Source organism: Patescibacteria group bacterium (assembly GCA_041665585.1).
Classification (GTDB): domain Bacteria; phylum Patescibacteriota; class Gracilibacteria; order JAHISY01; family JAHISY01; genus JAHISY01.
Genome location: JBAYIN010000005.1, coordinates 51,264 through 76,084, shown reverse-complemented (window position 1 = coordinate 76,084; position 24,821 = coordinate 51,264). Strand labels below are relative to the sequence as shown.

Here is a 24,821-nt window from a genome sequence, read left to right as displayed (position 1 = left end):
GATGATAACTGAAGTAGTTTTTATCTAAGTAGCGCTACGATTTTATTGCCGAACTCTGCGGCGGCGGCTGGTCCGTTTGCGGTGATGATTTTTCCGTCGACTTCAATTTCATTTTTACTGAGTAGTGCGCCGTGGTCGGTTAAGATTTTTTCGTAATTTTCATCTGAGAAAACAGTCGCCTTTTTACCTTGTAAAACTTCTGCCAAAGCGAGGATAGTCGGCGCGGCGCAAATCGCCGCGAGGACTTTGTCATGCGCGACGGCTTTTTGTGCAATCAAAAGTGCGGCAGGATTGTGCCAAAAAATTTGCGCACCAGCGCCGCCGACGAAAATAATTGCGTCGAAATCTTCGACATTAATTTGATTCAAGCCAATCGCGGCTTCCACTTCGCCGCCCAATTTTCCGTGACAAACACCAGCCTCAGTCGAGGCGATGGTCGTCACGATTCCATTTTTCTCCAAAATTTCGCGTGGCACGAAAAGCTCCTCGTCACGAAAATTTTCCGGCGCGATGATGAAGAGAGCATGCCTCACAAGGTCAGGATTAAGAATTAAGGAAAAAGGAATAAGAAAAAACTGACTCTAATTTTCAAACCGTTTTTCGATTTGAGTTCCAGTTTTTCCATTGGGGTTTTTACTTTTGAGCTATTTGCGGACTGGCGAGCTGGCTTTTGCTTTCGCCGCCTCGACCAATTTCTCAAAAGTTTTTGGTTCGTTGATGGCAAGCTCACTCAGATTTTTGCGGTTCACGACGATTTTTGATTTCGTCAGTCCGTCGATGAAGCGCGAATAAGTGAGTCCAGCGGCGCGGACTGCAGCATTGAGTCGCTGAATCCAAAGCGCGCGGTAAGTGCGTTTTTTCAGTTTGCGACCGATGTAGGCGTGTTCGCCGGCTTTCATATTCGCCTGCTTCGCGACGCGGAAATTGGTCCTCTGACGACCGCGATATCCCTTAGTCGACTTTAAGATTTTTTTGTGGCGGGCGCGGGTGGTGGTGCCTCCTTTTACTCTCATGGGATGAATTTTAAAGTTTAAGTTTTAAATTTTGGAACAAGATCAAATCTTAGAATTTTTTAAATTTTAAATTTTAAATTTAAAATTAATTTACAGATTAGGCAGCAAATACGCAATGCGTTTCGCGTCGCCTTTCGCGAGGATTTTCGGTTTGTTCGCGAGCTTCTTCTGCGACTTGGATTTTTGCATCAGGAGGTGACCGCGACCAGCTTTGCGTCCGACGATTTTGCCCGTTCCGGTTTTGCGGAATCTTTTGGCGGCGGAACGATTAGTCTTTAGTTTCATTTTCTGGTGAGTTAATAATTTTCTTCTTTTCGGGAGTCAGAATCATGATGAGCTGGCGTCCCATTTTTTTAGGTAATTCTTCAATCTTCGAGACTTCATCGACGCGAGCAGCGAACTCTTTCATCTTGGCGAGCGCGAGGTCGAAGTGTGTCATTTCGCGACCTTTGAATTGGAGGACGACGCGCAGCTTGTGACCTTTGGCGAGGAAATCGCGACCTTGTTTTGCGCGCGTGGCGAGATCGCCTTCCGCGATGCGGACACCGAGTCGCACGCCTTTCATCTCTTTTGCTTTGCCACTCGATTTATTTTTCGAGAGTGCTTTTTGCTGTTCGTACATCCATTTGCCGCAATCGAGAATTTTGGCGACGGGCGGAATGGCTTTCGGCGCGACGAGAATGAGATCGAGTTCTTCCGCTTTCGCTTTCGCGACTGCTTCACTCGTCAGCATTTTGCCCAATTTTTCGCCATCTGAACCGACCACGAACACTTCGCGCGCGAAGATTCGCTCATTCATGATCGGGCGGGGAATCCGCACGGCTGGTGTGTATCTCTTTCGAGGAGGCAAAAAATAAATTAAAAAAACGAAAAGCCGCGGAATTTTAGCAAAAAGTTGGCGACTGTCAAAAACTATTTCCAGCTCAGGACACGCTGACCGGCGAGTTTCGCAGTCCGGAAAGTGAGTTCGCCGAATTTTTTCTGTTTGCCACCGGCGGAATTCCGCGCCAATGCTAAAACTTCGGCGACATGGCGCTCCTCAATTTTCTGCAAATTACCGATTTCTTTCAGATAAATTTCGCGCACGACCGCCTTCGCGACGGCAGGTGGCAGTACGCCAAACTCTAGCAGCGGAATGGTTTGCGCATTTTCCGTTCGGCGCAAAAATTCGGCGGCGAGCAAATTCGTCAGCTCCAAATTCTCGCGCGCGATTTTCGCGAAGCGCCGAATGCCTTCGTCCAGACGCGGATTCAGCTGGCGCATTCTCGGCAAAATCTCCGCGCGCAAATAATTCCGCGCAAAATTTGGATCGCTGTTCGTCGGATCAACCACGAATTTTAATTTGGCTTTTTTTGCGTAAGCTTCGATTTGCGCTTTCGGAATCTCCAAAAATGGTCGCCACTTTTTTCCCGCGAGTTCGGTCATCCCGGTCGCACCGGCGAGTCCGGAGCCGCGAATCAGATTCAAAAAAATCGTCTCGACCTGATCATCGCCGTGGTGGGCGAGCGCGATTGTGTCGGCTTTTTCTTTTTGCCAAAGCTTCTCCAAAAATTCGTAGCGTGCCGCGCGCGCTTCCGCCTCGGATTTAATTTTGCGCGAACTAGTTTTCGTGAAAAACGGCAGGCGATATTTCGCTGCCAATTGCTTGACGAATTGCTGCTGCGCATCCGCTTCGCGGTGAATGCGGTGATTGAAATGCGCGACGCCCAGGATTTCAATTTTCGGCAACTTGCGTCCCAAAAACTTAGCTAATTTCTTTTTCGCTAAAAGGTCGAGCAAGACGACCGAGTCCACTCCGCCCGAAACTGCGACGATGATTTTCATTCTCGGATTTTAACAAATTTGCTTTCACGAGCTTTTCGGATAAAATCAAACCTTATTTTTAAATTCATGAAAAATGGGCGAACCAAATGATAAGTCCGAAGCAGCTGGAGAAAAGCCTTTCGATTTAAAAAATTTTTTAATAAATAATAGAGCGTCTGATGTACATGAGATGATTTACAAGCTTTTGGCGTCAGGGCTCGATTTCGAAGCAGTGCTTGATCAAGCAATGCAAAAAGCAGAGAAAGAGTTAAATCAGCAGGGTTTTACTCTTTCTGAGAGTAATCGAAAAGAATTTGAGGCTTTGCGTCTTACAATTAGGAATATTATTAATCGGATAATTATGTGCGCGGTTAACGAAGCATATAACATTCAGCTGGAAAAATATTCTGAGAAAATTGTTTTGGGCTATCTTGAAGAGATTTTAACTAGATTCAAGATTAGACATAAAAATTTAAACCGAGATACAGAATTTATTGAATTGCTTGCAGACTCAGATGGCGAAATTGACGATTTTTATGCCACAGTATTTGGAAATAATGTTTTCGACCATTTCGCATGTGCAGTCAAATTAGGGGAAATCTATAAAATCCTTCACAAGAAAGGAAGCACAGTTGGAGACTTAATCGAATATTTGCAAAGCTTAGGAAAACCCGCGGAAGTCAAAGCCTAGTTTTTCTTTCTCACAATCTGCTCGCCACTTTTCGCGTCTTCGATTTCTAGTCCCATTTCAGCGAATTTGGCGCGAATCTCATCAGACTTGGCGAAGTCTTTTTCAGCGCGTGCCGTGGCTCGTTCGGTGAGTAATTTTTGCTGCTCTGCAGAAAGCTCGACCGATGCATCTTCTTCACGCGCTAAATCGAATCCGAGAACTTCGTCGAATTTCGCCAAAGTTGCTTGGTTCGCGTCCGGCTTTTTCAAATAATCCCAAACGACTGCGAGTGCGCGCGGCGAATTCAAATCGTCGGCGAGCGCGACGCCAAATTTCTCCAGCTCGAATTGGTCGATTGCTCCGGTGCTTGGTAATTTCTGAAATGCGCTGCGCAATTTCTCAAGCGAATTCTGCGCGTTTTGCAAAGCTTCCCAAGAAAAATTCAGCTTGCCGCGATAATTCGAATTCAGGCAGAAATAACGAAAGGCGAGTGGCTCGAAATCTTTCGCGGCGAGGTCAGCCAAAGTAAAAAGATTGCCGAGGCTTTTGCTCATCTTGCCGCCGTCAATCGTGAGGAATTCATTGTGCAGCCAAAAATTCACAAACTTCTGACCGGTCGCAGCTTCCGATTGCGCGATTTCATTCTCATGGTGGACCGGAATGTGATCGACGCCGCCGGTGTGAATGTCGAACGACGCGCCGAGATATTTCATGCTCATCGCTGAGCACTCGATGTGCCAGCCTGGGAAACCGATTTTTGCTTTGCGCGTTTCGGCTTCAGATCTGAGATTTTTATCAGACAGCTGCTTGCCGCTCTCGAAATTCCAGCAGAGGATGTGTTTTTCATTTTCGCCGACGCAAAATTTCCACAGCGCGAAGTCGGCCGGATTTCTCTTCTCGGACTTCACGGCGACGCGCGCACCGGCTTCTTTATCCTCGATTTTCTGACCGGAGAGCGCACCGTAATTTGCAAATTTGCTGGTGTCGAAATAAATGCCGTCCGAAGTCTCGTAAGTAAAACCCTTTTTTCCCAGCGTTTTAATTAATTCAATTTGCTCGCCGATGTGCTCGCTCGCTCGGGGCAGATAGGTTGGTTTTTCGATGTTTAATTTTTCTAAATCATCAAGAAATTCCTTTTCGTATTTGCGCGCGATTGCGAGCGGGGAGATGCCTTCGCGCGCTGCGCCTTTTTCCAATTTGTCTTCGCCCGAATCCGAATCGCTGACGAGGTGTCCGACATCGGTGATATTCATCACGCTCTCGACCTCGAAGCCGAGGAATTCCAAACTGCGGCGCAGGAGATCGGCGAAAATAAACGCGCGGAAATTGCCAATGTGAGGTGAGGCATAGACCGTCGGGCCGCAGGAATAAATTTTGACACGATTCTTTTCGAGTGACTCGAAGACTTCTTTTTTGCGACCGAGCGAATTGAAAAACTGGATTAACATGATTGCGATTTTAGCAAAAGACTTGTTAGGATGAGATTGCTTTTTAATTTAAAAAATGACGATGCCTAAGCCAAATCGCCCAAAGGAAATTATCCCCGAACATCAGAGATTATTAATGAAGGATCAGGCTCTTGTTGAAAAAATTTATGCTTGGCTGAGACGCCAATCTTGGCGACAAAAAATTACACGATTGATGGAGGTTTTTCTCAGAGAAAGCTCGACAAAAGCTAATCGAAATTCGGATTATCCAACCGATATTTTTGATGATGATCCTCGCTGCGGTAATTAGAAAGAACTGCGTGTTAAAATGCCCATATGAATTCAAATCAAAATCCTGCCTCTCCGGCAGGCAAGCTCACAGCCGTCCTCGGTCTGAATTGGGGTGACGAAGGCAAAGGCAAACTCGTCGACATTCTCGCCGGCAAAATGCAATTCGTCGCGCGCTTCGGCGGCGGCGCGAATGCCGGACACACAATCGTCGTCGATGGTCAAAAAGTCGTGCTGCACCAACTGCCGTCCGGCGTGCTGCATCCGCAAACGAAGAATGTGATTGGCAATGGTTGCGTCGTGCATCTGCCGACTTTGATTGAAGAAATGGCTGAGCTCGAAAAATTGGGCGTGAAATTCACCGACCGACTCTTCATTTCCGACCGCGCGACCATCTTGTTCGACTTTCACAAAGAACTCGACGGTTTGGCGGAAGCGAAACTCGGTGCCAAAAAAATTGGCACGACGAAACGGGGGATTGGTCCGGCTTATTCTGACCGCGTGAATCGCCGGAGTCTGCGCATGGGTGATTTGCTGAATTTCGAATCGTTTGCCGTGAAGCTGCGCGCGCGTCTCGAAGAGATTAATTTGATCGAAGGTATGCCTTTCAAATTCAATATCGAACGCGAAATCACACTTTACGAAGACCTGGCGGAGAGACTCGAAGGCATGATTTGCGATACTTCCGAAATTCTCCAAAACGCTTTAGCCGATGGCAAAACCGTGCTCGCCGAAGGCGCGCAGGGATCTTTGCTTGATGTCGATTTCGGGACTTTTCCCTTCGTCACGAGCTCCACGACGACGGCCGGCAATATCTTCTCCGGTCTCGGTGTCGCACCGCAAAATCTCAATTCCATCGGTGTCGCGAAAGCGTACACGACGCGCGTCGGCGCGGGACCTTTTCCGACGGAATTGACCAATGAACTCGGCGAAAAAATTCGCCAGATCGGCGCGGAATTTGGCGCGACGACTGGACGACCACGCCGCTGCGGCTGGATGGATCTCGTTGCGACGCGCTTCGCCGCTCGGCTGAATGGCACGAACGCAATCAATCTCACGAAGCTCGATGTTCTTAACGACTTGCCTGAGATTCAGGTTTGTACGAAATACTTACTCGACGGTGAAGAGATTTCTTCGCTGCCTGCGACGATTGAGGACTACGAAAAAGTCGAACCGATTTTCGAGACTTTGCCGGGCTGGCAGGCTGACACTTCCGCCGCTCGTAAAATTTCCGACTTACCCGAGAATGCGCAAAAGTACATTCAGTTCATCGAGCAATTTCTCGGCATTCCGGTTCGCTGGGTGGGTGTCGGAGTCGAACGCTCGGCGATGGCAGAATAAATATTAAATCATAAGTATTAAGTCATAAGTCACATAAGTATTAAGTCATAAGTCATAAGTCATAATTGCGATTTAGACACTTAACACTTAACACTTAACACTTAAAATGGGTTTGTAGAGCCGAAGGCTGGACTTCGTCCCTCAGTTGGTTAGAGTGTCCCGATGGACATCAAGAAGGTTATAAATTATAAATCATAAGTATTAAGTCATAAGTTGTAATTATGATTTAATACTTAATACTTAATACTTAATACTTAAAATGGGTTTGTAGCTCAGTTGGTTAGAGCGCACGCTTCACACGCGTGAGGTCAGAGGTTCGAATCCTCTCAAGCCCACCACTTTAAGTTTTTAAACTTATTTCTTTGCGCGAATCTGCCGTTTGGACCAAACATTCTGGCGGCTTGGTTATAATCAGCTTGAGCTTGATAATAAGCTATCCGAGCAGTTTCTAATTCTGGCGGCATCTCTTGTTTTTCGCCGTTATACAAATCATATCCCTTAAGTGTCTTTATCATATCTTGAAATTCTCTCACGGCAGTGTCGAAACTGTGTCCTGCGTTTTTGTATTGCTCAATTATTTCCGCCGGAATCGGCGGAATGCCGAGCGCGACTAGGACTTTTTTGCGGATAGCTTCGAAAAAATCTGGTTTTTCGGCTGTTGCGGTGGTGATAACTTCTTCGACCATGGTTTAATAAATTAGGTGTGAGTTTATAAAAAAAAGTCTTACTTCGTCAAAGCTGGTTCCTGCAAAATTTGTAAGAAAAAGTCTCGCATTAGCTTTTTAAATTTTTGTGTTGGACAGTCGCTTATTTCAGTTTGGCGCATTTTTGCTTTGATGTTCACATATTCATTGCTTGCTTCTTTATATCTTGTGATTGCCGCGTTGACTGGTCGTAAAGCCTTTTCGATTTCTGCTTGTTTCAATGTAGACAAACCCTGTTGCTCAATCTTTCTCTTCTCTTCATTCCAGTCACTACCAGCTTTTAAGAGTTTTGCCTCTACTGCCAGCAGCTGTTTCATAATTTCTTCTGGAGGCGGAGGATTATTTAGTAATTTGCCAATCGTCGTACAAAGGAACTTTCGAAGACCGGTTTCTTCTGCCTTGTAATCTTTCTCAATCATAAAAAAAATTAAGAAGACTTAACCATACGAAAAAGAACTTAGCTTTGTCAAAGAAGTCGTGTTTCCTAAAAGTCAGAAAAAGTTTTAAAATAAGTCCGTGGCTCGAATAGCAAAAATTTCCCGCCAAACTCGTGAGACGAAAATCGACCTCGTTTTAAATTTGGACGGCAAAGGCGATTCGAAAATCGCGACCTCGATTGGCTTTCTCGATCATGTTTTGACGAGTCTCGCGAAGCACGCTTCTTTTGATTTGAAAATCAAAGCGAGCGGAGACTTGCATGTCGACCAGCACCACTTGGTTGAAGACCTCGGCATCGTGCTCGGTGAGGCTGTCGCGCAAGCACTCAAAAATAAAGTTGGCATCATGCGCGCGGGGAGTGATGGCGCGTTCGCTTTCCCCATGGACGAAGCACTCGCGCTTGCGGCAGTCGATTTCGCCAATCGCACGAAGCTCGTTTTCAAAATTAAATTTCGCGAGAAAGAGGTCGGTGATTTACAGACGAATGTCATCGAGGATTTTTTCGAAGGCTTCGTGAATGGTGCGCGCGCCAACCTTTATCTCGAAACGAAAAATGCGCGCTCGACGCACCACCAAGTTGAGGCTTTGTTTAAAGCTTTCGCACGCGCTCTGCGTGAAGCAGTCGCGATTGATTCGCGGAATGCGAAACGCATTCCTTCGACAAAAGGCACCTGTTAGTTGTTAGCTGGTGGTTATTAGTTGGTAGAATGGGTTCGCGTAATTTTTGAGATTTACTTAAAAAAATTCTAAAAACTATAAACTAACAATCCCGAAGGGACCCCTTCGGGGCTATCAACTTCCTATGATTGCAATCGTCGATTATGCCGCGGGGAATTTGCGCAGTGTGACGCGGGCGCTCGATTTTTTGAAATTAAAAAATGAGGCGACAAACGATCCCGCGAAAATTCAAAAGGCTGATGCGATTATTATCCCGGGCGTCGGCGCGGCGGGTGCGGCAATGCGTAATCTGCAAAAAGCCGGATTAGTCGAAGTTTTGCGCGAGGAAATTCAAGAGAAGCCATTCCTTGGCATCTGTCTCGGTCTGCAAATCCTATTCGAAAAATCCGCCGAAGACGCGACCGAGTGTCTTGGAATTTTCGAAGGCTCGGTCGAGAAATTTTCTACCGACGGCATCAAGATTCCGCACATCGGCTGGAATCCGGTTGATTTCGGCAAAACGCCGAAAATTCTGAAAGGCATCAAAACCAAAACGCCCTTTTATTTCGTCCATTCTTACTTCGCCAAACCCAAAGATAATTCAATCGTGAAAGCGACGACGACGCACGGTCAGGCTTTTCCCGCGGTCGTGAATCGTGAGCAAATTTGGGGTGTGCAATTCCATCCGGAAAAAAGCGGCGCGGTCGGTTTGCAGGTGCTGCAAAATTTCGCGGATTTGATTTGAGGCTTTTAGTGATCTAATTTATGCCCTGTATATCTAACGCTTTACCCTAATGTCTCTCCGCACCACCATCATATTATCGTTCGCCGTAATCACTATTTTTACGACATCTCTTACTTTTGCGGAGAGTAGCGCATTCCCAGATGTAGCTGCGAACAATCCAAACAAGATTGCCATTGATTATCTACAAGAAAATGGTGTGATAAACGGCTATGGCGATGGCACATTCAAACCGCAGAATAGAATCAATAGGGCAGAGCTTATCAAAGTACTGGTCGAAGGACAGGGCATCACTCCTGACGCTAACGAATACAGCCATTGTTTCCCAGATGTTGGAAACGAGTGGTTTGCACCATATGTCTGCTACGCTAAAGAAGTAGGTTGGGTTTCAGGTTATCCCGACGGTACTTTCCAGCCGGCACGCATAGTCTCAAAAGTAGAGAGTTTAAAAATGATTCTAAATGTCTACGGTTTCACTGTGCCAGAACAAGTCTCGGTTGTCCCTTTTGCTGATACGGAAGAAGATGCGTGGTATACACCATTCGTGTCAGTAGCAAAAGATCGCGGATTATTGGAGGAGACAGGCAGTAATTTCGAGCCAGCAGGTGCGATGGCACGCGGTGGCGTGGCAGAAAACATTTTTCGCAGCATCGCCGTGAAAAATGTCAATGTTGAGACTTTCAGCCCATCTATCATTGAAACTGCAATCAATATGCCTATCGTGCATGTAGAGCATGTTGACACTCTCATCACTGGGAATACCTACATTGATAGCTCGACACATATCACGAATGTTATTAACCCTGTGTTGGATAATTCTAATAATACCACTACGGACAGCCAGCCCAGTAGTTCAAACACCATCAACCAACCATCTAGTCCGCGTAATTGTACAATAGAAAATGGGGCAGGTCGGCAAACATGGAATGGCTCATCGTGGAGCTCATGTGTGCTTACGAGCTGTAATGCTATTTATCATGTAGAGAATGATGCTTGTGTGCCGAATGTGCGCAGCTGTGATGTGGAATACGGAACTGGTGAGCAGACATGGAATACTGCCACACGCTTATGGAGTGCTTGCACGATTAAAAGCTGTGATGATGGATATAAAGAAAAAGACGGCATATGTAAGAAGAACTTATATGTCAGCCAACCAACCGTAGGTCTCTCGTCTAGTAGCCCAAGCGGAAGTCGTTCGGTTACTGCTTCGGACGGTATTTTCATATTCAGCGTCTCGGCGAACAATGGCAAAGTACTCCTTGAATCATTGACTGTGAATCTTAGCTCGGACGGCAGTTTTAATTTGGAACAAGGTAATGGCTTAACCGTCTATCTCAAAGAGGGTGGTAGTACCATAGCTACGAGCAGCATTACACTGACCAATTCATCAAGTGGTTCGGTCACTTTCACACTCAGCCCGGCTTTCGAGATAGCAAAAGACACTAATAGAACTTTAATACTACAGGCTGACACGATGAAGCTTATCGTCGATCAAGCTGGAACAGATGACATGCTTACGCCAAGCATCAGTCTCGGCGCAGAAAACAACCCGGGCGGATTTATTTGGAGTGATGGCATCACCAATGGTATCAGCTGGGGAGTAGATGTCTCCTCATATCCGTATGACAAAACAACATTAAGTGGAATTACTCTTAAGTACTGAAATTATTTTTTTATTGATGTTTGGTAGGGCCAAGGGGAATCGAACCCCTGTTACCAGGATGAAAACCTGGCGTCCTAACCACTAGACGATGGCCCCACGAAGTTTTAAAAATCCGCGAAAGTTTAACTAAAAAACATTTTTTCTGCCAACTGTTTGGCGGTTTTTGAACTTCTAATAAAAAAACTATGAACTACTAGCTACGAACTATTAACTATCAAAAGTCGTCAAGCAGATTCGCCGTCTCGAATTCTGGTGCAGGTGCAGAAAGAGCCGAGCCGCCTTTTTTCGCTTTCTCAATGTCGAAGAAGCGCATTTGCTCTTTTTTAAACATTAATTCGGCGCGACCGGTCGGGCCGTTTCTATTTTTACGAATGAAAATGTCAGTCATACCCGGACGGCTGGAATCCTCTTCGTAATAATCTTCACGGTACATCATCATCACGACATCGGCATCTTGCTCGATCGCGCCCGACTCACGCAGGTCGGCGAGCTGCGGAATCTTGCCCGGACGATTTTCGACGGCGCGGCTGAGCTGGCTGAGTGCGATGATTGGAATTTTCAATTCACGGGCGAGCGATTTCAGGCTGCGCGAAATCTCACCAATTTCCTGTACGCGATTGCCCGCCCAAGCATTCGACTCGCAGCTCATCAATTGCAAATAATCCACGATCAAAATATCGAGACCATTTTCCATTTGCAGACGACGCGCTTTCGCACGGACTTCCATCACGCTCGAGCCGACAGAATCGTCGATATAAAAATTCGCTTTCGAGAGCTCGTCCATCACGCCGCCGATGCGCGCAAATTCCTCGTCGGTCAATTTGCCTTTGTGCAAGCGCCAAGAATCAACGCCGAGCAGCGAAGCGAACATACGATCGACGAGTTGTTCGCGCGACATTTCGAGCGAGAGGAAGCCGACTTTTTTGGCGGCACGAAGCGCGACATTTTGCGAGATATTCAGTGCGAGTGCAGTCTTACCCATCGACGGTCGCGCGGCGATAATCACGAAGTCCGCGGCTTTCATGCCGGAAAGCAGATTATCAATTGCGCGAAAACCGGTCGCCACGCCGCGAATCGCGTCTTTGTCTTCCGCATCGTGCAGCTCGGCAAATTCATCGAAGCGCGATTGCAACACCTCACGAATCGAAATGAATTTATCTTTGATTAGATTTTGCGTGACTTTAAAAAGGCTTTGCTCGGCTTTCTCGAGCAAGATATTTGTGTCGCCGCCTTCTTCCAGCGCGTAGCCGGAAATTTCTCGACCAGTCGAAAGCAATCTGCGCAGCGTTGACTTCTCTTTCACGATCTTCGCGTACTCGTGAATGTGGCTCGCGGTCGGAGTTTCCTCGGTCAGTTCGGCGAGATAGCCGCGTCCGCCGATATCTTTCAAGATTTTCCGGTCGCTCAATTTCTGCGATAGCGTCAGTAGATCGATTGGCGCGTGACTGACGAAAAGTTCGACAACCGCAGCGTAAATTTTCTCATGGCGCGGCTCGTAAAAATCTTCCGCATTAATCAAATCCGCGATACGAATCATCGCATTTTTATCAATCAAAAGACTACCGAGCACGCCGCGTTCAGCTTCGAGCGAGTGGGGAGCGACAGTTAGGATGCTTTTTTTGGGATTCACAGAGTAAGAAGTTCTAGCTGTTCAAAATGTTCGAGTTGTTCGAACTGTAATTATTTTGAGCGAAGGCGATTTTCGCACAGGCACTCGCTTTGAGCAATAATTTAAAGCTGCTTTTTGATTTCATTTAGAACAATCCTGCGAGAGCTTGAATTCTCTAATGGCGGTGAGCGATCGAACATCTCGAGCTTCTTCAGAAATTTCGAATCCGGCTCGCCGCAGGGTGATCTTTCAACTTCTGCAGAACTTTCGCTTCGATTTGGCGAATGCGCTCGCGGGTCACGCCGAATTCTTTGCCGACTTCTTCGAGAGTGTGTCCGATGCCGTCGCCGAGTCCGAAACGCATTTTGACAATTTTGCGTTCACGCGGCGTGAGGAAACGCAGCATGTCTGCGATGGCTTCGTTGATGAGCTGGCGATTGGCAGCTTCATTGGGAGCGAGCGATTGCTCGTCCTCGATGAAGTCTTCCAATTTCGAATCTTCTTCGGCGCCGACAGGCGCTTCGAGCGACACGATGTCTTGGCTGATTTTCAAAATGTGGCGGACTTTCTTCACATCCAAATCCATTTCCGCCGCGATCTCGTCTGCCGTCGGTTCACGCCCGAGTTCTTGGACCAACCGTCGTTGCGTGTGCGTCAATTTATTGATTGTCTCGACCATGTGCACCGGAATACGAATCGTGCGGGATTGGTCGGCGATGGCGCGGGTGATGGCTTGGCGAATCCACCAAGTCGCGTAAGTCGAGAATTTGAAACCGCGGCTCGGGTCGAATTTCTCGACGGCGCGGAACAGGCCGATGGAGCCCTCTTGAATCAAATCCAAAAACGACAAACCACGGCCGATGTATTTCTTCGCGATGGAGACGACGAGACGGAGATTCGCCTCAGCGAGACTCTGCTTCGCACCTTGGTCGCCTTTGGCGATGCGTTTCGCCAGCTCGATTTCCTCAGAGGCTGAGAGCAGTGGGACGCGTCCGATTTCGCTCAGATACATGCGAATCGAATCACCGGCAATCTCACTCAGGTCGGTGAATTTTTTCTCTTTTTTCTCCTTTTTTCTCAGGCTTTTCTCATCTTCAGTGTCGCCCTCTTTATCGCCGGTTGTCTTCTTGCGCCAGTCAATCGACTTTTTTTGATCGACAATTTCGACACCGAGATTTTGCAAAACTTCCGCGAAATCGTCGTGCAATTCCAAATTTTCCTCGATTGGCGGAAGAGCCGATTCAATTTCTTGGTGCGTGACAAAACGCTGCTGGCGACCTTTCACGATCAATTCCCGCGCAGCCTTGGGGAAGTTCTTCAGCTCGTCATCAGTCGGCTGAATGATAAATTTGCGTGTTTTTGCCATAAAAAATCGGGAAATGAAAACGGGCGAGTAGCGCGGATTTTACTCGGACAGTCTCGTTTTTGCAAATTTATTTCGCGAGTTCGGCGAGCGCCGCATCCCACATTTTTTCGAATTTGACGGTTGCGCCGGTGAACTTTTCGAATTGAGCGACAGCTTGATTGACCAGCATTTTTAGTCCTTCAATCGTTTCGCAACCGGCACTGCGTGCGTCTTTCAGAAGTTGCGTTTCGCGTGGATTATAAACAATGTCAAAGACGAGTGGTTTATGACTTACAAACCAATTTGGGTCAACGAAGCTTTTGCCCTCGAAAGCGCCTTTCATTCCGAGCGGCGTGGTATTCACCAAAATATCGGGATTGTAGTTCGCGAGGTTCGTGATGAAATCCGTCGCGCTGCCAAAATCTTTTTGGATTGCTTCGAATTCCCAGGCTTCGCGTGTCACGACAGTCACCGCGCACTTTTTCTCCAGCAGGGCGAAAACCAGCGCGCGTGCCGCGCCGCCGCCACCCAAGACCACGACCTTTTTATCTTCAATCGGTCGGTCGAAAGCCTGCAAAAATCCCAGCCAATCAGTGTTCGCGCCGACGAGTTTTTCATCGCGCCAGAAAACCGTATTCACTGCGCCGATTTTGCGCGCGGAATCTTCGATCTCGTCGAGCAAAGGTATGACCGCGACTTTGTGCGGAATCGAGACGGACAGTCCGTCGATGGCGTGTGTGCGTACTTTTTCTTTGAAAAATTCTGCTAATTGCTCTGGCGGAATTTCAAAAAAATCGTAAGTCGCATCGATGCCAAGTTCGCGAAACGCCGCTCGATGCATCGCGGGCGAGAGCGAGTGTCCGGCGGGGTAGGCGAGAATTCCGAATTTTTTCATTTTCTGAAATCTTTTTCAGTCAGATTAGTTTGCTGCAAAATCGCTCGAAAAGTACCAAATGGAATTTCTTTCTCGCTCATTTTGACAATCGTAGTGAGTGGAGGATTACTTTTTTTGCGAAATTTTGCATGGCTGCCTTTTTGCGAGATTAAGACAAAACCATTTTTTCCGATAACCCGGAGCAACAATTTTAAAGGGATTGGGCTAGGCATATTGCAGCGAAGATTGCACGATATCAGGTCGCTCGACTTTATTGAAAGTCAGATTGGTTTCGTTTTCGAAATATAACTCAAGAGCTTCTTGCAAACTTTCCAAGGCTTCTTTTCGCGTTTTGCCGAAACTTGAAACATTTGTGTTTAGTGAAAGAGCGACAAAATATTTGCCTTCCTTCCAGACGACATTTTTCAGATTAACTTTTGGCATCGGCGTTAGCTTAAACTAATTCTCAGTTTTTTCCGCTGGTTCCGATTTTTCGGCAACAGCTTTTTCGGCGGTTGTCTCTGCTTCAGCTGGTTTTTTGGCTTCGGAATCTTCGACGGCGACTTCACCGGCGAGCTCCGCCGTGTTCAAAATGTCGATATCCCAGCCCAAGATCTCACCAGCCAGTCGCACATTTTGACCAGATTTGCCGATCGCGAGTGCGCGCTGATCTTCCGCGACATAGACTTCGACGCGTTTTTCGTCGTCGTGTTTCACGAAATGATCAAGCTTCGCCGGGGACAAAACTTCCTTCAGCATCGTCTCGAAATCCTCTGAAAATTCAATCACATCGATGCGCTCACCATTCACCTCGTCGGTGATATTCTGAATACGCACGCCGCGTTGACCGACGCACGCGCCGACTGGATCGACATTCGCATCAGTCGAATCCACCACGATTTTGCAGCGAATCCCAGCCTCGCGCGCGATTTTCTTCACGACGACCGTGCCATTCCTGACTTCCGGAATTTCGAGCTCCATCAAGCGGAAAATCATTCTCGGATGCGTGCGGCTGACTTTGAGCATCGAGCCACGCGTCGTGAGCTCGACTTTTTCCAAGTAAACTTTGATGCGCTGACCTTGCTGATAACGCTCGCGGGGAATCTGGTCGCGCGGTTCGAGAATCGCCGTGGTGCGGTCCAATTCCAAATGGACGAAGCGACCATCGACGCGGTGCACCAAAGCATTCAAAAGTTCGTCTTCGCGATCGGTGTATTCTGCGTAAATCGCCTGGCGTTCAGCATCCTGAATTTTTTGAATAATGACTTGTTTCGCACTCTGCGAAGCGATGCGTCCGTAGTCGAATGGTGTCACATCGATTTTAATTTTCGCGCCAGCTTTCAAGCCTTTTTTAATCATCTGCGCGTCCTCGACGGAAATTTCTGCCTGCGGATTTTCGACTTTGTCGACGATTTTTTTGACAAGCAAGACATTCGTCTTACCGGTTATGCGGTCGAGAATGACCTCGAGATTTTGGTCGCGGTTGCCGAAATCTTTGCGGTAAGCGGCTTTGATCGCTTCTTCGACCGCTTCAAACACGGCTTCGGCTTCGATCTTTTTCTCGTCGCAAAGCTGATTGATCGCGGCGGCGAAGTTTTGAGGGTTGGAATTCATATTAGGGGGTAGGGGATAGGATTTGGAATTTAGGATGGTTCCGGAAAAATGCCCGAATCTAAATTGATTCGAGTTCGCGAGCATTTTACAAGAAAACTTTTCTGAAATCAATTTTTTTTGGGGTTTTCTCGCCCTGATTGCGGTTCTTGTTTTTCGCCAAATTTCTCCGCGAGAGCAGCGCGAGCGATTTCCTGAATTGGTTTCACGAATTTATCCACACCTGCTTCAATTCCAGCCGTGCAACAAATGCTTAGAATTTGATCGAGATGTTTCGGTTTTGACATTGGAGAAAAAAATAGAAGGGCGGATTCTAAAAAATCTGGCTTGAAAAAGCAATTTGCTAAAATCATCTTGCGACCAACTACCAACTACCATGATTGACCCAAAAATCATTCGCTCCCAAATCCCACTGGCTTTGGTCGAGTGCGAGTTTTCTGAGCTGCCAAATTATTACCGTGGCAAAGTCCGGGAAAATTATGATTTGGCTGACCGGCGGAGAATTCTCATCTCGACCGATCGGCAATCCGCTTTCGACAAAGTGCTCGCGGCAGTGCCATTCAAGGGTCAAGTGCTGACGCAGACGGCGAAATTTTGGTTCGAAAAAACGGCGGACATTTGTCCGAATCACGCGCTCGAATATCCCGATCCGAATGTCGTCGTCGCGAAAAAATTAAAAATGCTGCCGGTCGAAGTCGTCGTCCGTGATTATCTGACTGGCTCGACGGACACTTCGGTCTGGACGGCATACCGCCAAGGCGCGCGCGAATTTTGTGGCAATGCTCTGCCGGAGGGACTTTCGAAAAACGCGAAGCTGCCGAAGACGATTCTCACCCCTTCGACGAAACCGCTTGATGGCACGCACGATATTTCCGTCGCACCGGAATTCCTGATCGAAGGCGGACTCGTGACGCGTCAGCAGTGGGACGAGCTCGAATGGATTTCACTCGCACTTTTCGCGCGCGGTAAGGAGATTGCGGCGAAAAATGGCTTGATTCTCGTCGACACGAAATACGAATTCGGTCTCGACCGTGCTGGTGTGATCACGCTCGCCGATGAAATTCACACGCCCGATTCGTCGCGCTATTGGCTCGCGAATTCTTACGAGGCGAAACACGCGCGCGGCGAAGAGCCCGAATCGCTCGATAAAGAATTTCTCCGTCTCTGGATTCGCGCGCAGTGTGATCCTTACAAAGACGAGATTCCGAAGATTCCTGACGATGTCTTAGTCGAGTTTTCCCAGAAATACATCAATCTTTTCGAAACCGTCACGGGTCAAGAATTCAAACTGCCGGCAATCGGCATCCCCGTCAAAGAAAGAATTCGCTCCAATCTGCGCCAGTATTTTCCTGAAAGATGAAAAAGATATTCGCTGCTTTCGCGCTAACTCTTTTCCTCGTTGGTTGTGGAAATCAGCAAAGCTTTTTAGATGAAAAAATAAAGTGTAAAGAATTGGCAGATGAAAGAATAGAAGAGTTAAAAAATAATTCTCAGTCTATTCGTGTTGTCTTAACAGAAGTAAATTATTCTGAATCTGATAAAAGCTGCTTAATACTTTACTCAAATTATCAACAAGATACAGGGTTTGTTATCAGCGATAACATTGAGGATGTTCTTACTTATAAATTAATAGCTTCAAGCCCCACAGTTTATAATTGCATAAAAGATAAAACTGAGCTCCGTAGCTCATGTGAAAACAGCGTTGAGAAGTTCAATTCAATCAAAGAGAAATATTTTCCTGAAAGATAACTTCAAAATATGAAAAAAGATAAATTATCTTCGAAATCAGCTAATTCGCGAGAACTTAGTCTCTCAGTTTTATTTGCTCGTGAATTTATTATCTTTATCATTTTTTCTCTTTTTGGGTTAGCTTTAAATTTTTACATAATGCCCACCCTTGGAATTAGTCAGGGTGGTCTTGTACCAAGTGATGGTGTTTCTTATGCATTTGCAGCCTATTTTGTATTTATTATCATCCGTTTAATAGTTTTTGCCTTTCGGAAGAATGAAAATTAGTTATTGTATGGATTCCCGCTTTCGCGGGAAAGACAAAAGAGGGCGGGAATGAAAAGAAAAAAGTGTAAAAGACAAAAGAGGTGGGATGACAAGAAAGGCCGAGATTGCGTCGCTCCCTTCGGTCGCTCGCAATGACAGCGAGGGTGGGAAAGATAAAATAGAAGCCGGAGAGATAAAGTTCAGAATGATGAATTATGAATTATGATTTAATACTTAATACTTACTTCTTAATCCTAACCCCTAACCCCTAACCCCTAACCCCTAACCCCTAACCCCTAACCCCTAACCCCTAACCCCTAAAATGAAAGCCATTCTCATTCTCGGTTCGGAAGTCGATCAGTCGCACGCTGACAAAATCATCGCTGCGCTCGATGAGCGCAAAATTCCGCACGAGACTTTCGTCGCTTCGGCGCACAAGAAAACGCGCGAGGTTCTAGATATTGTCGCGAAATTTGAAAAAGAAAAAGTTGTCTTCGTCACGATTGCCGGTCGCAGCAATGCGCTCTCCGGCGTCGTCGCGGCGAATTCGAGCAAGCCAGTGCTGGCCTGTCCGCCCTTCAAAGATAAAAACGACTACCTCATCAACATTCATTCGACGCTGCAAATGCCGAGCGGCACGCCTGTCCTGACAATTCTCGATCCGGCGAATTGCGCGGAAGCGGTCGCGCGAATTTTGAAAAATTAAAGTGAATCTCTCTGCCGCGGAAACGCTCGCTCATCGTTTGCTCGTGAAGCATGATTTGACGAGCTGGAGTTTCAGATTTGATCGCGCGCGCAGACGCTTCGGCTGCTGCAATTTCACGAATCGGACGATTTCGCTTTCTAGAATTCTGACCGAGTTAAACCCGCCGCAAAAAATTCTCGACACGCTTTTGCACGAAATCGCGCACGCGCTCGTCGGACCGCGCCACGCGCACGACGCATTTTGGCGCGCGAAAGTTTCCGAACTCGGCGGGACACCGACAGCGCGTTTTCGCGAATCGGAAGTCGCTCTGCCGCAGTCCAGATTCCGTGCAGTCTGTCCGAGCTGCGGAAAATCTTTTCCGGCTTTTCGCCGCCGCAAAAATGTCGCCTGTCGCGCCTGCTGCCAAAAATTTAATCGCGGAAAATTTACCCCGGAATTTCGCCTGCAATTCAGCGAAAATTAAGCTGGCAAATAGACGGTGAATTCACTGCCGCGATTTTTCGTCGAATGAATTTTGAGCTTGCCGCCTAATTTCTCGACGGCGCGGGCGACGACGGCGAGTCCGAGTCCGCTGCCGCCCGAGTGACCCAGCGCGGTGAAGGGAGTCAGAATTTTTTCCTGCTCGTCTGCGGTCAAGCCACAACCATTGTCGCGCACGCGTAGCATTGTGGCGTCAGATTTTTTCGTCAGTTCGCAAAAAACTTCTGAGCCTGCTGGTGTGTGGCGACCGGCATTTTCGAGGAGATTTTCGACAATCGCGAAGACGCGCTCGGGTGTCGAGAAAATCGTGATGCCCGGTTTAATTTTTTTCTCAAATTTATGCTTGGGAAATTGCGCGCGCTGTTGCTCGAAAACCAGTGTGCAAATTTCCGAAAGATCAAGCTTCTTATTCTCGCGGGCGCTGGTTTCGAGGCGTGCGAGCGCAATCATGTCATCGAGAATTTTGGCGGCTCGCGAAACTTCAGCGTCAATCTCTTGCCCGGTTTTTCTAATTTGTTGCCTAGGTGTTTTTGGGTCACAACGCGCGATGAGTCCGCGAATCACCGCGAGCGGCTTTTTCATTTCATGGGCAAAACGCGCGATTTCTTCAGCGCGTGTCATTTCCGCTTCGCGCAGGAGGTGATTCAGTTCGGCATTCCTGAGCAATAAATCATGGTGTTCTTCGGCGAGCTGCGTGAGGCGTTCGGTGATTTTGGTGAGTGCGACGAGATTCATGTTCCCGATTTAAAATTTGGGTCGAAACGGTAACCAACACCGCGCACGGTTTCGATGGCTTGACCGAATTTCCCGAGTCGTTCGCGCAGACTTTTGATGTGGACATCGATGGCATTGGAGACGACGACACCTTCGTCGCCCCAGACCAGCCGTCCGAGCAAAGCACGATTCACAGTTTCGTTGCCTGCCTCGACTAGTGCGAGCAGCAGTTGGAATTCTTTTTTGCGTAGCGGAATCTTCAAGCCGTCGAGCGAGATTTCAAAAGAATTTGGATCAAGCGTGAGTGAACCGACTACGAATTTTTGTGAAGCAATTTTTCGCGGACGGCGCAGCAGTGCGGCAACGCGCGCGAGCAATTCCGGTAAATAAAAGGGTTTGATGAGGTAATCGTCCGCGCCGGCACGCAGTCCACTCACGCGATCAGCGAGCGCGCTCCGACCCGAGAGCATCAAGATTGGAAAATTTTTCATTTCGACAATTTCTTTCACCAAATCCAGACCGCTCTCGGTCTCGCCATCGAACATCCAATCGATGAGCGCGAGGTCGAAATTCGTCAGAGCAATTTTCGTCCGGGCATCGGCAATCGTGAAAGCGGCGTCGGGTGAATAGCCAACTTCGCGGAGTGCGGCGCACACGAGCTTATTGAGTTTCGGATCATCATCGGCGACAAGAATTTTCATCGTAAAAGTTGGGTGAGTTCGGCAGTAATTTTGGGTGCGGTGCGCAGCGTAAAAATGCGGACAATTTTGGCGAGGTCGGCGAGTGCGATTAATTTCGTCAGTTTTTTGACGCTCGCATCATCGGTATTTTTCAAAACAGCGAGCGTGCTTTCGTCGCGAATTTTGGCGAATTTTTGCTCCAGCGCAGCGTCAACCCGTTCAGTGAAATCAGCGAATTCACGGTCGGGGAGCGGCGTGAAGAAAGTAATGCCGGCGATGACGGGCTCAATCCGTAAAATTTTGCGCAGCTCGATAATCTTGATGCCGAGCGGCGCGTGCCGTTTTTCAACTCCGGCAAGCTCAGCTGCCAAATTTTGCGCGACGGGTCGACCGAGTTTTTTCACTTGGTCGAGCGCTGCGAGAGTGAAAACTTTTTGCTCCAGCTCCTTCTGCTGCTTCTGCCAGACGGTGATGGCGCGTTCGCGGTCTTCGATGAAGATGAGATATTTTTTGGAATACTCGGCGTGATAATTTTCAAAAGCCTGTAGCGCGATCGCATCGACCAGCTCGGGTCGCTCGAAAACCTCTGGGAAGGGTAAATTTTGCATCACCAGATTTTGCAAAAAGCGCAGTCGGTCGAACTCCGGCTCGGCGGGCAAATCAATCAGAAAACGCTTCATGCGTGCGAGCTGCGGTGCGCGAGCGGCAAGTTGTTCGGCTTTTTGTAATCTCGTAGCGTCGATTTTTTTAGTTTTCGTAAATGGATTGGGCGCACCAAAATCGCGTGAAATTAACTCCAGCGTGGAATGCAGACGAGCGAGCTTTTGTTCGTAATTCTCGAGTTCTGCAGCTATGTGAGTGGTGTCAGATGGTTCCGCCAAAATTTCACACTCGCAATCCAGCACCGAAGCGAGTGTTTGCGGAATCAATTTCCGTAATTTGGCACCGCTTGCCGAATCGCAATTCTTGAGACGAATGTGGAATTCAATCGACATTCTTGCGGAGTTTAAGCCAAAATGATTTTAATCGTCTTAAATTTAAAATCCAGCGAAGATTAAAATTTTGTGAAATTCTTGAACACAAAAATGGAGCCACCGCCCGGATTTGAACCGGGGACCTAACGCTTACGAAGCGTCCGCTCTACCAGCTGAGCTACGGTGGCAAAAGGTTTAATTGCTTTTAAAATTTATTTAATCTGGCGATAAATTAGAAGATGGGATTTATCCGCCGTAGTTCGCCTTGGCGAACGAAGGTGGAAGCTACGGTGGCAACCTGGGGATTTTAAGTTTACGCAGGAAAAATGTAAAATGCTCCTGTTTTAATTCTTCTGCAAATGAAGCAAAAATTACTCGCGCTCCTGACGAAGAATCCGCGCATTTCGGCGAGCTCGCTCGCGAAGATTCTCGGCACGACCGCAGCGAAGATTGAGGCCGAGATTCAGAAGCTTCTGAAATCCGGCGAGATTGTCGGTTTCGCGACGATTCTGAATTCCAACGGTCAGGACGAAATCACCGCGATGGTCGAGGTGCGCGTGACGACGCAACGCGGTCGCGGCTTCGACGAAGTCGGGGAGCGCATTGCGAAATTTCCGGAGGTCACTAATGCGTTTTTGATTTCCGGTTCGCACGATTTGAATCTCTTAGTCAAAGGCAAATCGCTCGCCGAAGTTGCGAATTTCGTGAATCGCAAAGTCGCGGTACTTGAAAGCGTGACTGGCACGACGACGCATTTTCTCTTGAAAAAATACAAAGAAGACGGACTCGTTTTCGGTGAGAAAGCGAGCGACCAAAGATTAAAAGTTTCGGCGTGAAAATTCCGACAAACAAAATTCTCGCGCTGATTCCGCCCTCCGGCATTCGGAAATTTTTCGAAATCGTCGCCGAAAATCCCGATGTGATTTCGCTCTCCGTCGGTGAGCCGGATTTCGATGCGCCGTGGAGTGTGCGCGAGGCGGCGATTGCCGCGCTCGAAAATGGCGCGACGCATTATTCCGCGAATCGCGGCTCGAGCGAGCTGCGTGGCGCCATCGCGAAATACTTCGCGCGAAAATTCGGAGTCGCTTACTCTCCCGAAAAAGAAATCCTAGTCGGCAATGGCGCGAGCGAGATTTTCGATCTTGTCGTGCGCTCAGTTTTAAATCCGGGTGATGAAGTCCTACTTTTCGCGCCGAGCTATGTGATGTACGCGCCGCTCGTCGCGCTCGCCGGCGGCACGCCGATTTTCGTTCAAAAAATTTCCGAGATTGCGAAAAAGATTTCACCCAAAACCAAAGCGCTTGTTTTCGGTTATCCGTCGAATCCGACGGGCGCGACATTCACTAAATCCGAACTTAAGAAAATTGCCGTTTTGGTGGAGCGCAATAATTTGCTCGCGATTTCGGACGAAATTTACGCCGAACTTTCCTACGAGACTAAGCATATTTCTTTCGCGAGTCTGCCCAAGATGAAAGCGCAAACAGCGACAATTTCCGGTTTTTCGAAGGCTTTCGCGATGACCGGATTCCGGCTTGGCTATCTGCTCGCGCCGGAAAGTCTCGTCGCCGCGGCGAACAAAATTCACCAGTACTGTGCGCTTTGTGCGAATTCGATTTCCCAAATTGCCGCGATTGAAGCGCTCGAAAACTGCGATGCCGAAGTCGCCAAAATGCGGGAGGAATACAAGTTGCGCCGGGATTTTTGCGTGCGCGAACTACGCAAAATGGGCTTCACAATTCAAAAACCGGCTGGCGCGTTTTATCTTTTCCCGAACATCCGTAAAAGAACCGGACTTTCGGGCGACGATTTCGCGCTTAATTTGCTTAAAAAAGAACGAGTTGCGGTCGTGCCGGGTTCGGCCTTCGGCGCGGAATTCGCCGACCACATTCGCATTTCCTACGCGACTGGTCTCACCGAGCTCGAGACAGCTTTCGAGCGCATGGCGCATTTCATCCAAAGCTTGAAATAAAAGCTATTTTTTGCTAAAATAACAAGAATTAAAAACTAAAAAATGCTCTCAATTACGACCGATAGTTTCGCCGGTTATGGTTTGCACCACGCCTTCGAGCTTGCCAAAAAAGCCGGTCTCGATGGCATCGAGGTGGTGATTCGTCGCAACGACCTCGATACGCAAAATCCCACTTACCTCAAACAACTCAGCGAACAATACGAGCTACCTATCGTCGCACTTTCGATTCCAGCCGGTCTGGCGATGAATGAGGACAAAGCCAAACGCGCATTTGATTTAGCTAAAAAAATCGAGGCACCGCTGGTTTCACTTTCTACGCCTGATATTTTTAATTTTTCTTACAAAAAATGGATTACAGATGAATTAATAAAATTACAGAGGAAATACGATTTGCAGATTGCGATGGTTAATCCGCCAGCCGATAGCCTATTTGGCATCATGCCGAAATATGCTTTCAATGATCCTTACGAACTTAAAAAATTTGAGAATCTTGTTTTTGACACGAGTAATGTCTCGAGTCGGAGCGAACCTTTGCTTGAACTCTATTCAATTTTCCGCCCAAAAATTCGCCAGATTCACTTGGCCAATGCACAGCACGAGATGAAACACACCTTGTTGGCGAACGGCACTGTGCCACTAGAGAGCTTCTTGATTCATTTGGCGCGCGATAAATTCAACGGCATCCTGACTCTCAAGCTCAATCCGAAATCGCTTGGTGTCGGTAGCGAAGAGCGTGTTTTGGAAAACATTGATTTGTGTAAAAAATTTGTTGAGCGTTATTTTCCAGCTGAAAATAAGTAAGCCAGCTGACAACGCGAAACACTTATTGAGTCGTTGAGTGGTTTAGTCATTGAGTCTTTAAGTCATTTGGTTCGGAGGGTCATGGGTTCGGAGGGTCATGGGTCATGGGTTCGGAGGGTCATGGGTCATGGGTTCGGAGGGTTATTGGCTATTGGGTTCGGAGGGTCATGGGTCATGGGTTCGAGGGTCATAAGTCATAAGTACTGTGATTTAATGGCAAGCGTGGATAAACTTTGGCAAAAAATCCAGACGCTGGAAATTCCAGGGCTTGCGGTAGCAACGCCCTGATGCGCGTTTCTAATGGAAATTATTTCGTA

Annotated in this window: 31 protein-coding genes and 3 tRNA genes; 15 read left to right on the top strand and 19 right to left on the bottom strand. The window is 47.7% G+C overall.

Features of this window, described 5'->3' with window-relative positions; translation table 11 throughout:
* Window positions 1-20 precede the first annotated feature (20 nt).
* From WCV72_04115 to tilS, 5 genes are all read right to left on the bottom strand, one after another.
* On the bottom strand, window positions 21-533 hold the full coding sequence (locus WCV72_04115) for a DJ-1/PfpI family protein (protein ID MFA6458540.1): 513 nt from the start codon (window positions 531-533) through the stop codon (window positions 21-23).
* Between the two features lie 111 nt (window positions 534-644).
* Complete coding sequence (gene rplT, locus WCV72_04110) at window positions 645-1,013, bottom strand: 50S ribosomal protein L20 (protein MFA6458539.1); 369 nt, start codon at window positions 1,011-1,013, stop codon at window positions 645-647.
* 90 nt (window positions 1,014-1,103) lie between these two features.
* On the bottom strand, window positions 1,104-1,298 hold the full coding sequence (rpmI, locus tag WCV72_04105; protein MFA6458538.1) for a 50S ribosomal protein L35: 195 nt from the start codon (window positions 1,296-1,298) through the stop codon (window positions 1,104-1,106).
* Window positions 1,282-1,863 (bottom strand): translation initiation factor IF-3, encoded by a 582-nt coding sequence (gene infC / locus WCV72_04100; protein ID MFA6458537.1) that lies wholly within the window; start codon window positions 1,861-1,863, stop codon window positions 1,282-1,284. The genes rpmI and infC overlap by 17 nt, the downstream gene beginning before the upstream one ends.
* A gap of 62 nt (window positions 1,864-1,925) precedes the next feature.
* Entirely contained in the window at window positions 1,926-2,837 is a 912-nt protein-coding gene (gene tilS / locus WCV72_04095; GenBank protein ID MFA6458536.1) for a tRNA lysidine(34) synthetase TilS, read from the bottom strand.
* Between the two features lie 73 nt (window positions 2,838-2,910).
* On the opposite strand from tilS, the gene WCV72_04090 reads away from it, so the two are divergent.
* Window positions 2,911-3,507 carry a hypothetical protein gene (locus tag WCV72_04090; GenBank protein MFA6458535.1) on the top strand — a complete coding sequence of 199 codons (597 nt, stop codon included), beginning with the start codon at window positions 2,911-2,913 and terminating at the stop codon, window positions 3,505-3,507.
* Here the strand turns inward: WCV72_04090 and cysS are convergent.
* Entirely contained in the window at window positions 3,504-4,934 is a 1,431-nt protein-coding gene (gene cysS / locus WCV72_04085; protein MFA6458534.1) for a cysteine--tRNA ligase, read from the bottom strand. The genes WCV72_04090 and cysS overlap by 4 nt on opposite strands.
* Window positions 4,935-4,995: 61 nt before the next feature.
* Between cysS and WCV72_04080 the strand changes: the two genes are divergently transcribed.
* From WCV72_04080 to WCV72_04070, 3 genes are all read left to right on the top strand, one after another.
* Complete coding sequence (locus WCV72_04080; protein MFA6458533.1) at window positions 4,996-5,223, top strand: hypothetical protein; 228 nt, start codon at window positions 4,996-4,998, stop codon at window positions 5,221-5,223.
* A 26-nt stretch (window positions 5,224-5,249) separates the two neighbouring features.
* Window positions 5,250-6,542, top strand: a complete 1,293-nt coding sequence (locus tag WCV72_04075; protein ID MFA6458532.1) for an adenylosuccinate synthase — start codon at window positions 5,250-5,252, stop codon at window positions 6,540-6,542.
* A 261-nt stretch (window positions 6,543-6,803) separates the two neighbouring features.
* Window positions 6,804-6,880 (top strand) — tRNA-Val (locus tag WCV72_04070).
* Here the strand turns inward: WCV72_04070 and WCV72_04065 are convergent.
* Both WCV72_04065 and WCV72_04060 read right to left on the bottom strand, forming a co-directional pair.
* Window positions 6,869-7,228 (bottom strand): hypothetical protein, encoded by a 360-nt coding sequence (locus WCV72_04065; GenBank protein ID MFA6458531.1) that lies wholly within the window; start codon window positions 7,226-7,228, stop codon window positions 6,869-6,871. The two genes, WCV72_04070 and WCV72_04065, sit on opposite strands and share 12 nt — an antisense overlap.
* Before the next feature lie 38 nt (window positions 7,229-7,266).
* Window positions 7,267-7,665, bottom strand: coding sequence for a hypothetical protein (locus tag WCV72_04060; protein ID MFA6458530.1), 399 nt, complete (start codon window positions 7,663-7,665; stop codon window positions 7,267-7,269).
* 97 nt (window positions 7,666-7,762) lie between these two features.
* Between WCV72_04060 and hisB the strand changes: the two genes are divergently transcribed.
* The 3 genes from hisB (at window position 7,763) to WCV72_04045 (ending at window position 10,746) form a co-directional block, all read left to right on the top strand.
* Window positions 7,763-8,362: an imidazoleglycerol-phosphate dehydratase HisB gene (gene hisB, locus WCV72_04055; protein MFA6458529.1), complete on the top strand. Its 600-nt coding sequence runs from the start codon at window positions 7,763-7,765 to the stop codon at window positions 8,360-8,362.
* 124 nt (window positions 8,363-8,486) lie between these two features.
* Window positions 8,487-9,086: an imidazole glycerol phosphate synthase subunit HisH gene (gene hisH, locus WCV72_04050; GenBank protein MFA6458528.1), complete on the top strand. Its 600-nt coding sequence runs from the start codon at window positions 8,487-8,489 to the stop codon at window positions 9,084-9,086.
* 49 nt (window positions 9,087-9,135) lie between these two features.
* Window positions 9,136-10,746: an S-layer homology domain-containing protein gene (locus WCV72_04045; protein ID MFA6458527.1), complete on the top strand. Its 1,611-nt coding sequence runs from the start codon at window positions 9,136-9,138 to the stop codon at window positions 10,744-10,746.
* Window positions 10,747-10,767: 21 nt separating this feature from the next.
* Here the strand turns inward: WCV72_04045 and WCV72_04040 are convergent.
* The 7 genes from WCV72_04040 to WCV72_04010 all read right to left on the bottom strand — a co-directional run bounded on the left by WCV72_04040 (window position 10,768) and on the right by WCV72_04010 (window position 16,472).
* Window positions 10,768-10,842, bottom strand: a tRNA-Glu gene (locus WCV72_04040).
* 118 nt (window positions 10,843-10,960) lie between these two features.
* Complete coding sequence (gene dnaB / locus WCV72_04035) at window positions 10,961-12,376, bottom strand: replicative DNA helicase (protein MFA6458526.1); 1,416 nt, start codon at window positions 12,374-12,376, stop codon at window positions 10,961-10,963.
* Between the two features lie 190 nt (window positions 12,377-12,566).
* Entirely contained in the window at window positions 12,567-13,721 is a 1,155-nt protein-coding gene (gene rpoD / locus WCV72_04030) for an RNA polymerase sigma factor RpoD (GenBank protein MFA6458525.1), read from the bottom strand.
* A gap of 67 nt (window positions 13,722-13,788) precedes the next feature.
* Window positions 13,789-14,595, bottom strand: coding sequence for a shikimate dehydrogenase (gene aroE, locus WCV72_04025; GenBank protein MFA6458524.1), 807 nt, complete (start codon window positions 14,593-14,595; stop codon window positions 13,789-13,791).
* A gap of 204 nt (window positions 14,596-14,799) precedes the next feature.
* Window positions 14,800-15,018 (bottom strand): type II toxin-antitoxin system HicB family antitoxin, encoded by a 219-nt coding sequence (locus WCV72_04020; protein MFA6458523.1) that lies wholly within the window; start codon window positions 15,016-15,018, stop codon window positions 14,800-14,802.
* Window positions 15,019-15,033: 15 nt separating this feature from the next.
* The gene (gene nusA, locus WCV72_04015; protein MFA6458522.1) at window positions 15,034-16,188 is read right to left on the bottom strand and encodes a transcription termination factor NusA; all 1,155 of its coding nucleotides are present in this window, start codon (window positions 16,186-16,188) and stop codon (window positions 15,034-15,036) included.
* 107 nt (window positions 16,189-16,295) lie between these two features.
* Window positions 16,296-16,472 (bottom strand): hypothetical protein, encoded by a 177-nt coding sequence (locus tag WCV72_04010; GenBank protein ID MFA6458521.1) that lies wholly within the window; start codon window positions 16,470-16,472, stop codon window positions 16,296-16,298.
* Window positions 16,473-16,561: 89 nt separating this feature from the next.
* On the opposite strand from WCV72_04010, the gene WCV72_04005 reads away from it, so the two are divergent.
* From WCV72_04005 to WCV72_03985, 5 genes are all read left to right on the top strand, one after another.
* Window positions 16,562-17,545 (top strand): phosphoribosylaminoimidazolesuccinocarboxamide synthase, encoded by a 984-nt coding sequence (locus WCV72_04005; GenBank protein MFA6458520.1) that lies wholly within the window; start codon window positions 16,562-16,564, stop codon window positions 17,543-17,545.
* Entirely contained in the window at window positions 17,542-17,934 is a 393-nt protein-coding gene (locus WCV72_04000; GenBank protein MFA6458519.1) for a hypothetical protein, read from the top strand. The genes WCV72_04005 and WCV72_04000 overlap by 4 nt, the downstream gene beginning before the upstream one ends.
* Window positions 17,935-17,943: 9 nt before the next feature.
* On the top strand, window positions 17,944-18,201 hold the full coding sequence (locus WCV72_03995; protein ID MFA6458518.1) for a hypothetical protein: 258 nt from the start codon (window positions 17,944-17,946) through the stop codon (window positions 18,199-18,201).
* Between the two features lie 301 nt (window positions 18,202-18,502).
* Window positions 18,503-18,886, top strand: a complete 384-nt coding sequence (locus WCV72_03990) for an AIR carboxylase family protein (protein ID MFA6458517.1) — start codon at window positions 18,503-18,505, stop codon at window positions 18,884-18,886.
* A gap of 1 nt (window position 18,887) precedes the next feature.
* Complete coding sequence (locus WCV72_03985) at window positions 18,888-19,349, top strand: SprT-like domain-containing protein (protein ID MFA6458516.1); 462 nt, start codon at window positions 18,888-18,890, stop codon at window positions 19,347-19,349.
* On the opposite strand, the gene WCV72_03980 is transcribed toward WCV72_03985, so the two are convergent.
* From WCV72_03980 to WCV72_03965, 4 genes are all read right to left on the bottom strand, one after another.
* Window positions 19,346-20,101 carry a HAMP domain-containing sensor histidine kinase gene (locus tag WCV72_03980; GenBank protein ID MFA6458515.1) on the bottom strand — a complete coding sequence of 252 codons (756 nt, stop codon included), beginning with the start codon at window positions 20,099-20,101 and terminating at the stop codon, window positions 19,346-19,348. The two genes, WCV72_03985 and WCV72_03980, sit on opposite strands and share 4 nt — an antisense overlap.
* On the bottom strand, window positions 20,098-20,781 hold the full coding sequence (locus tag WCV72_03975) for a response regulator transcription factor (protein MFA6458514.1): 684 nt from the start codon (window positions 20,779-20,781) through the stop codon (window positions 20,098-20,100). Before WCV72_03975 ends, WCV72_03980 begins: the two co-directional genes overlap by 4 nt.
* A complete protein-coding gene (locus WCV72_03970) occupies window positions 20,778-21,755 on the bottom strand; it encodes a hypothetical protein (GenBank protein ID MFA6458513.1) in 978 nt (325 codons plus the stop codon). The genes WCV72_03975 and WCV72_03970 overlap by 4 nt, the downstream gene beginning before the upstream one ends.
* 91 nt (window positions 21,756-21,846) lie before the next feature.
* Window positions 21,847-21,922, bottom strand: a tRNA-Thr gene (locus tag WCV72_03965).
* 171 nt (window positions 21,923-22,093) lie between these two features.
* Between WCV72_03965 and WCV72_03960 the strand changes: the two genes are divergently transcribed.
* From WCV72_03960 to WCV72_03950, 3 genes are read left to right on the top strand one after another with little or no spacing between them, the layout of a single operon-like run.
* Window positions 22,094-22,570 (top strand): Lrp/AsnC family transcriptional regulator, encoded by a 477-nt coding sequence (locus WCV72_03960; GenBank protein ID MFA6458512.1) that lies wholly within the window; start codon window positions 22,094-22,096, stop codon window positions 22,568-22,570.
* Window positions 22,567-23,703 (top strand): aminotransferase class I/II-fold pyridoxal phosphate-dependent enzyme, encoded by a 1,137-nt coding sequence (locus tag WCV72_03955; protein ID MFA6458511.1) that lies wholly within the window; start codon window positions 22,567-22,569, stop codon window positions 23,701-23,703. Before WCV72_03960 ends, WCV72_03955 begins: the two co-directional genes overlap by 4 nt.
* 42 nt (window positions 23,704-23,745) lie before the next feature.
* Window positions 23,746-24,504, top strand: coding sequence for a sugar phosphate isomerase/epimerase (locus WCV72_03950; protein MFA6458510.1), 759 nt, complete (start codon window positions 23,746-23,748; stop codon window positions 24,502-24,504).
* Window positions 24,505-24,821 lie beyond the last annotated feature (317 nt).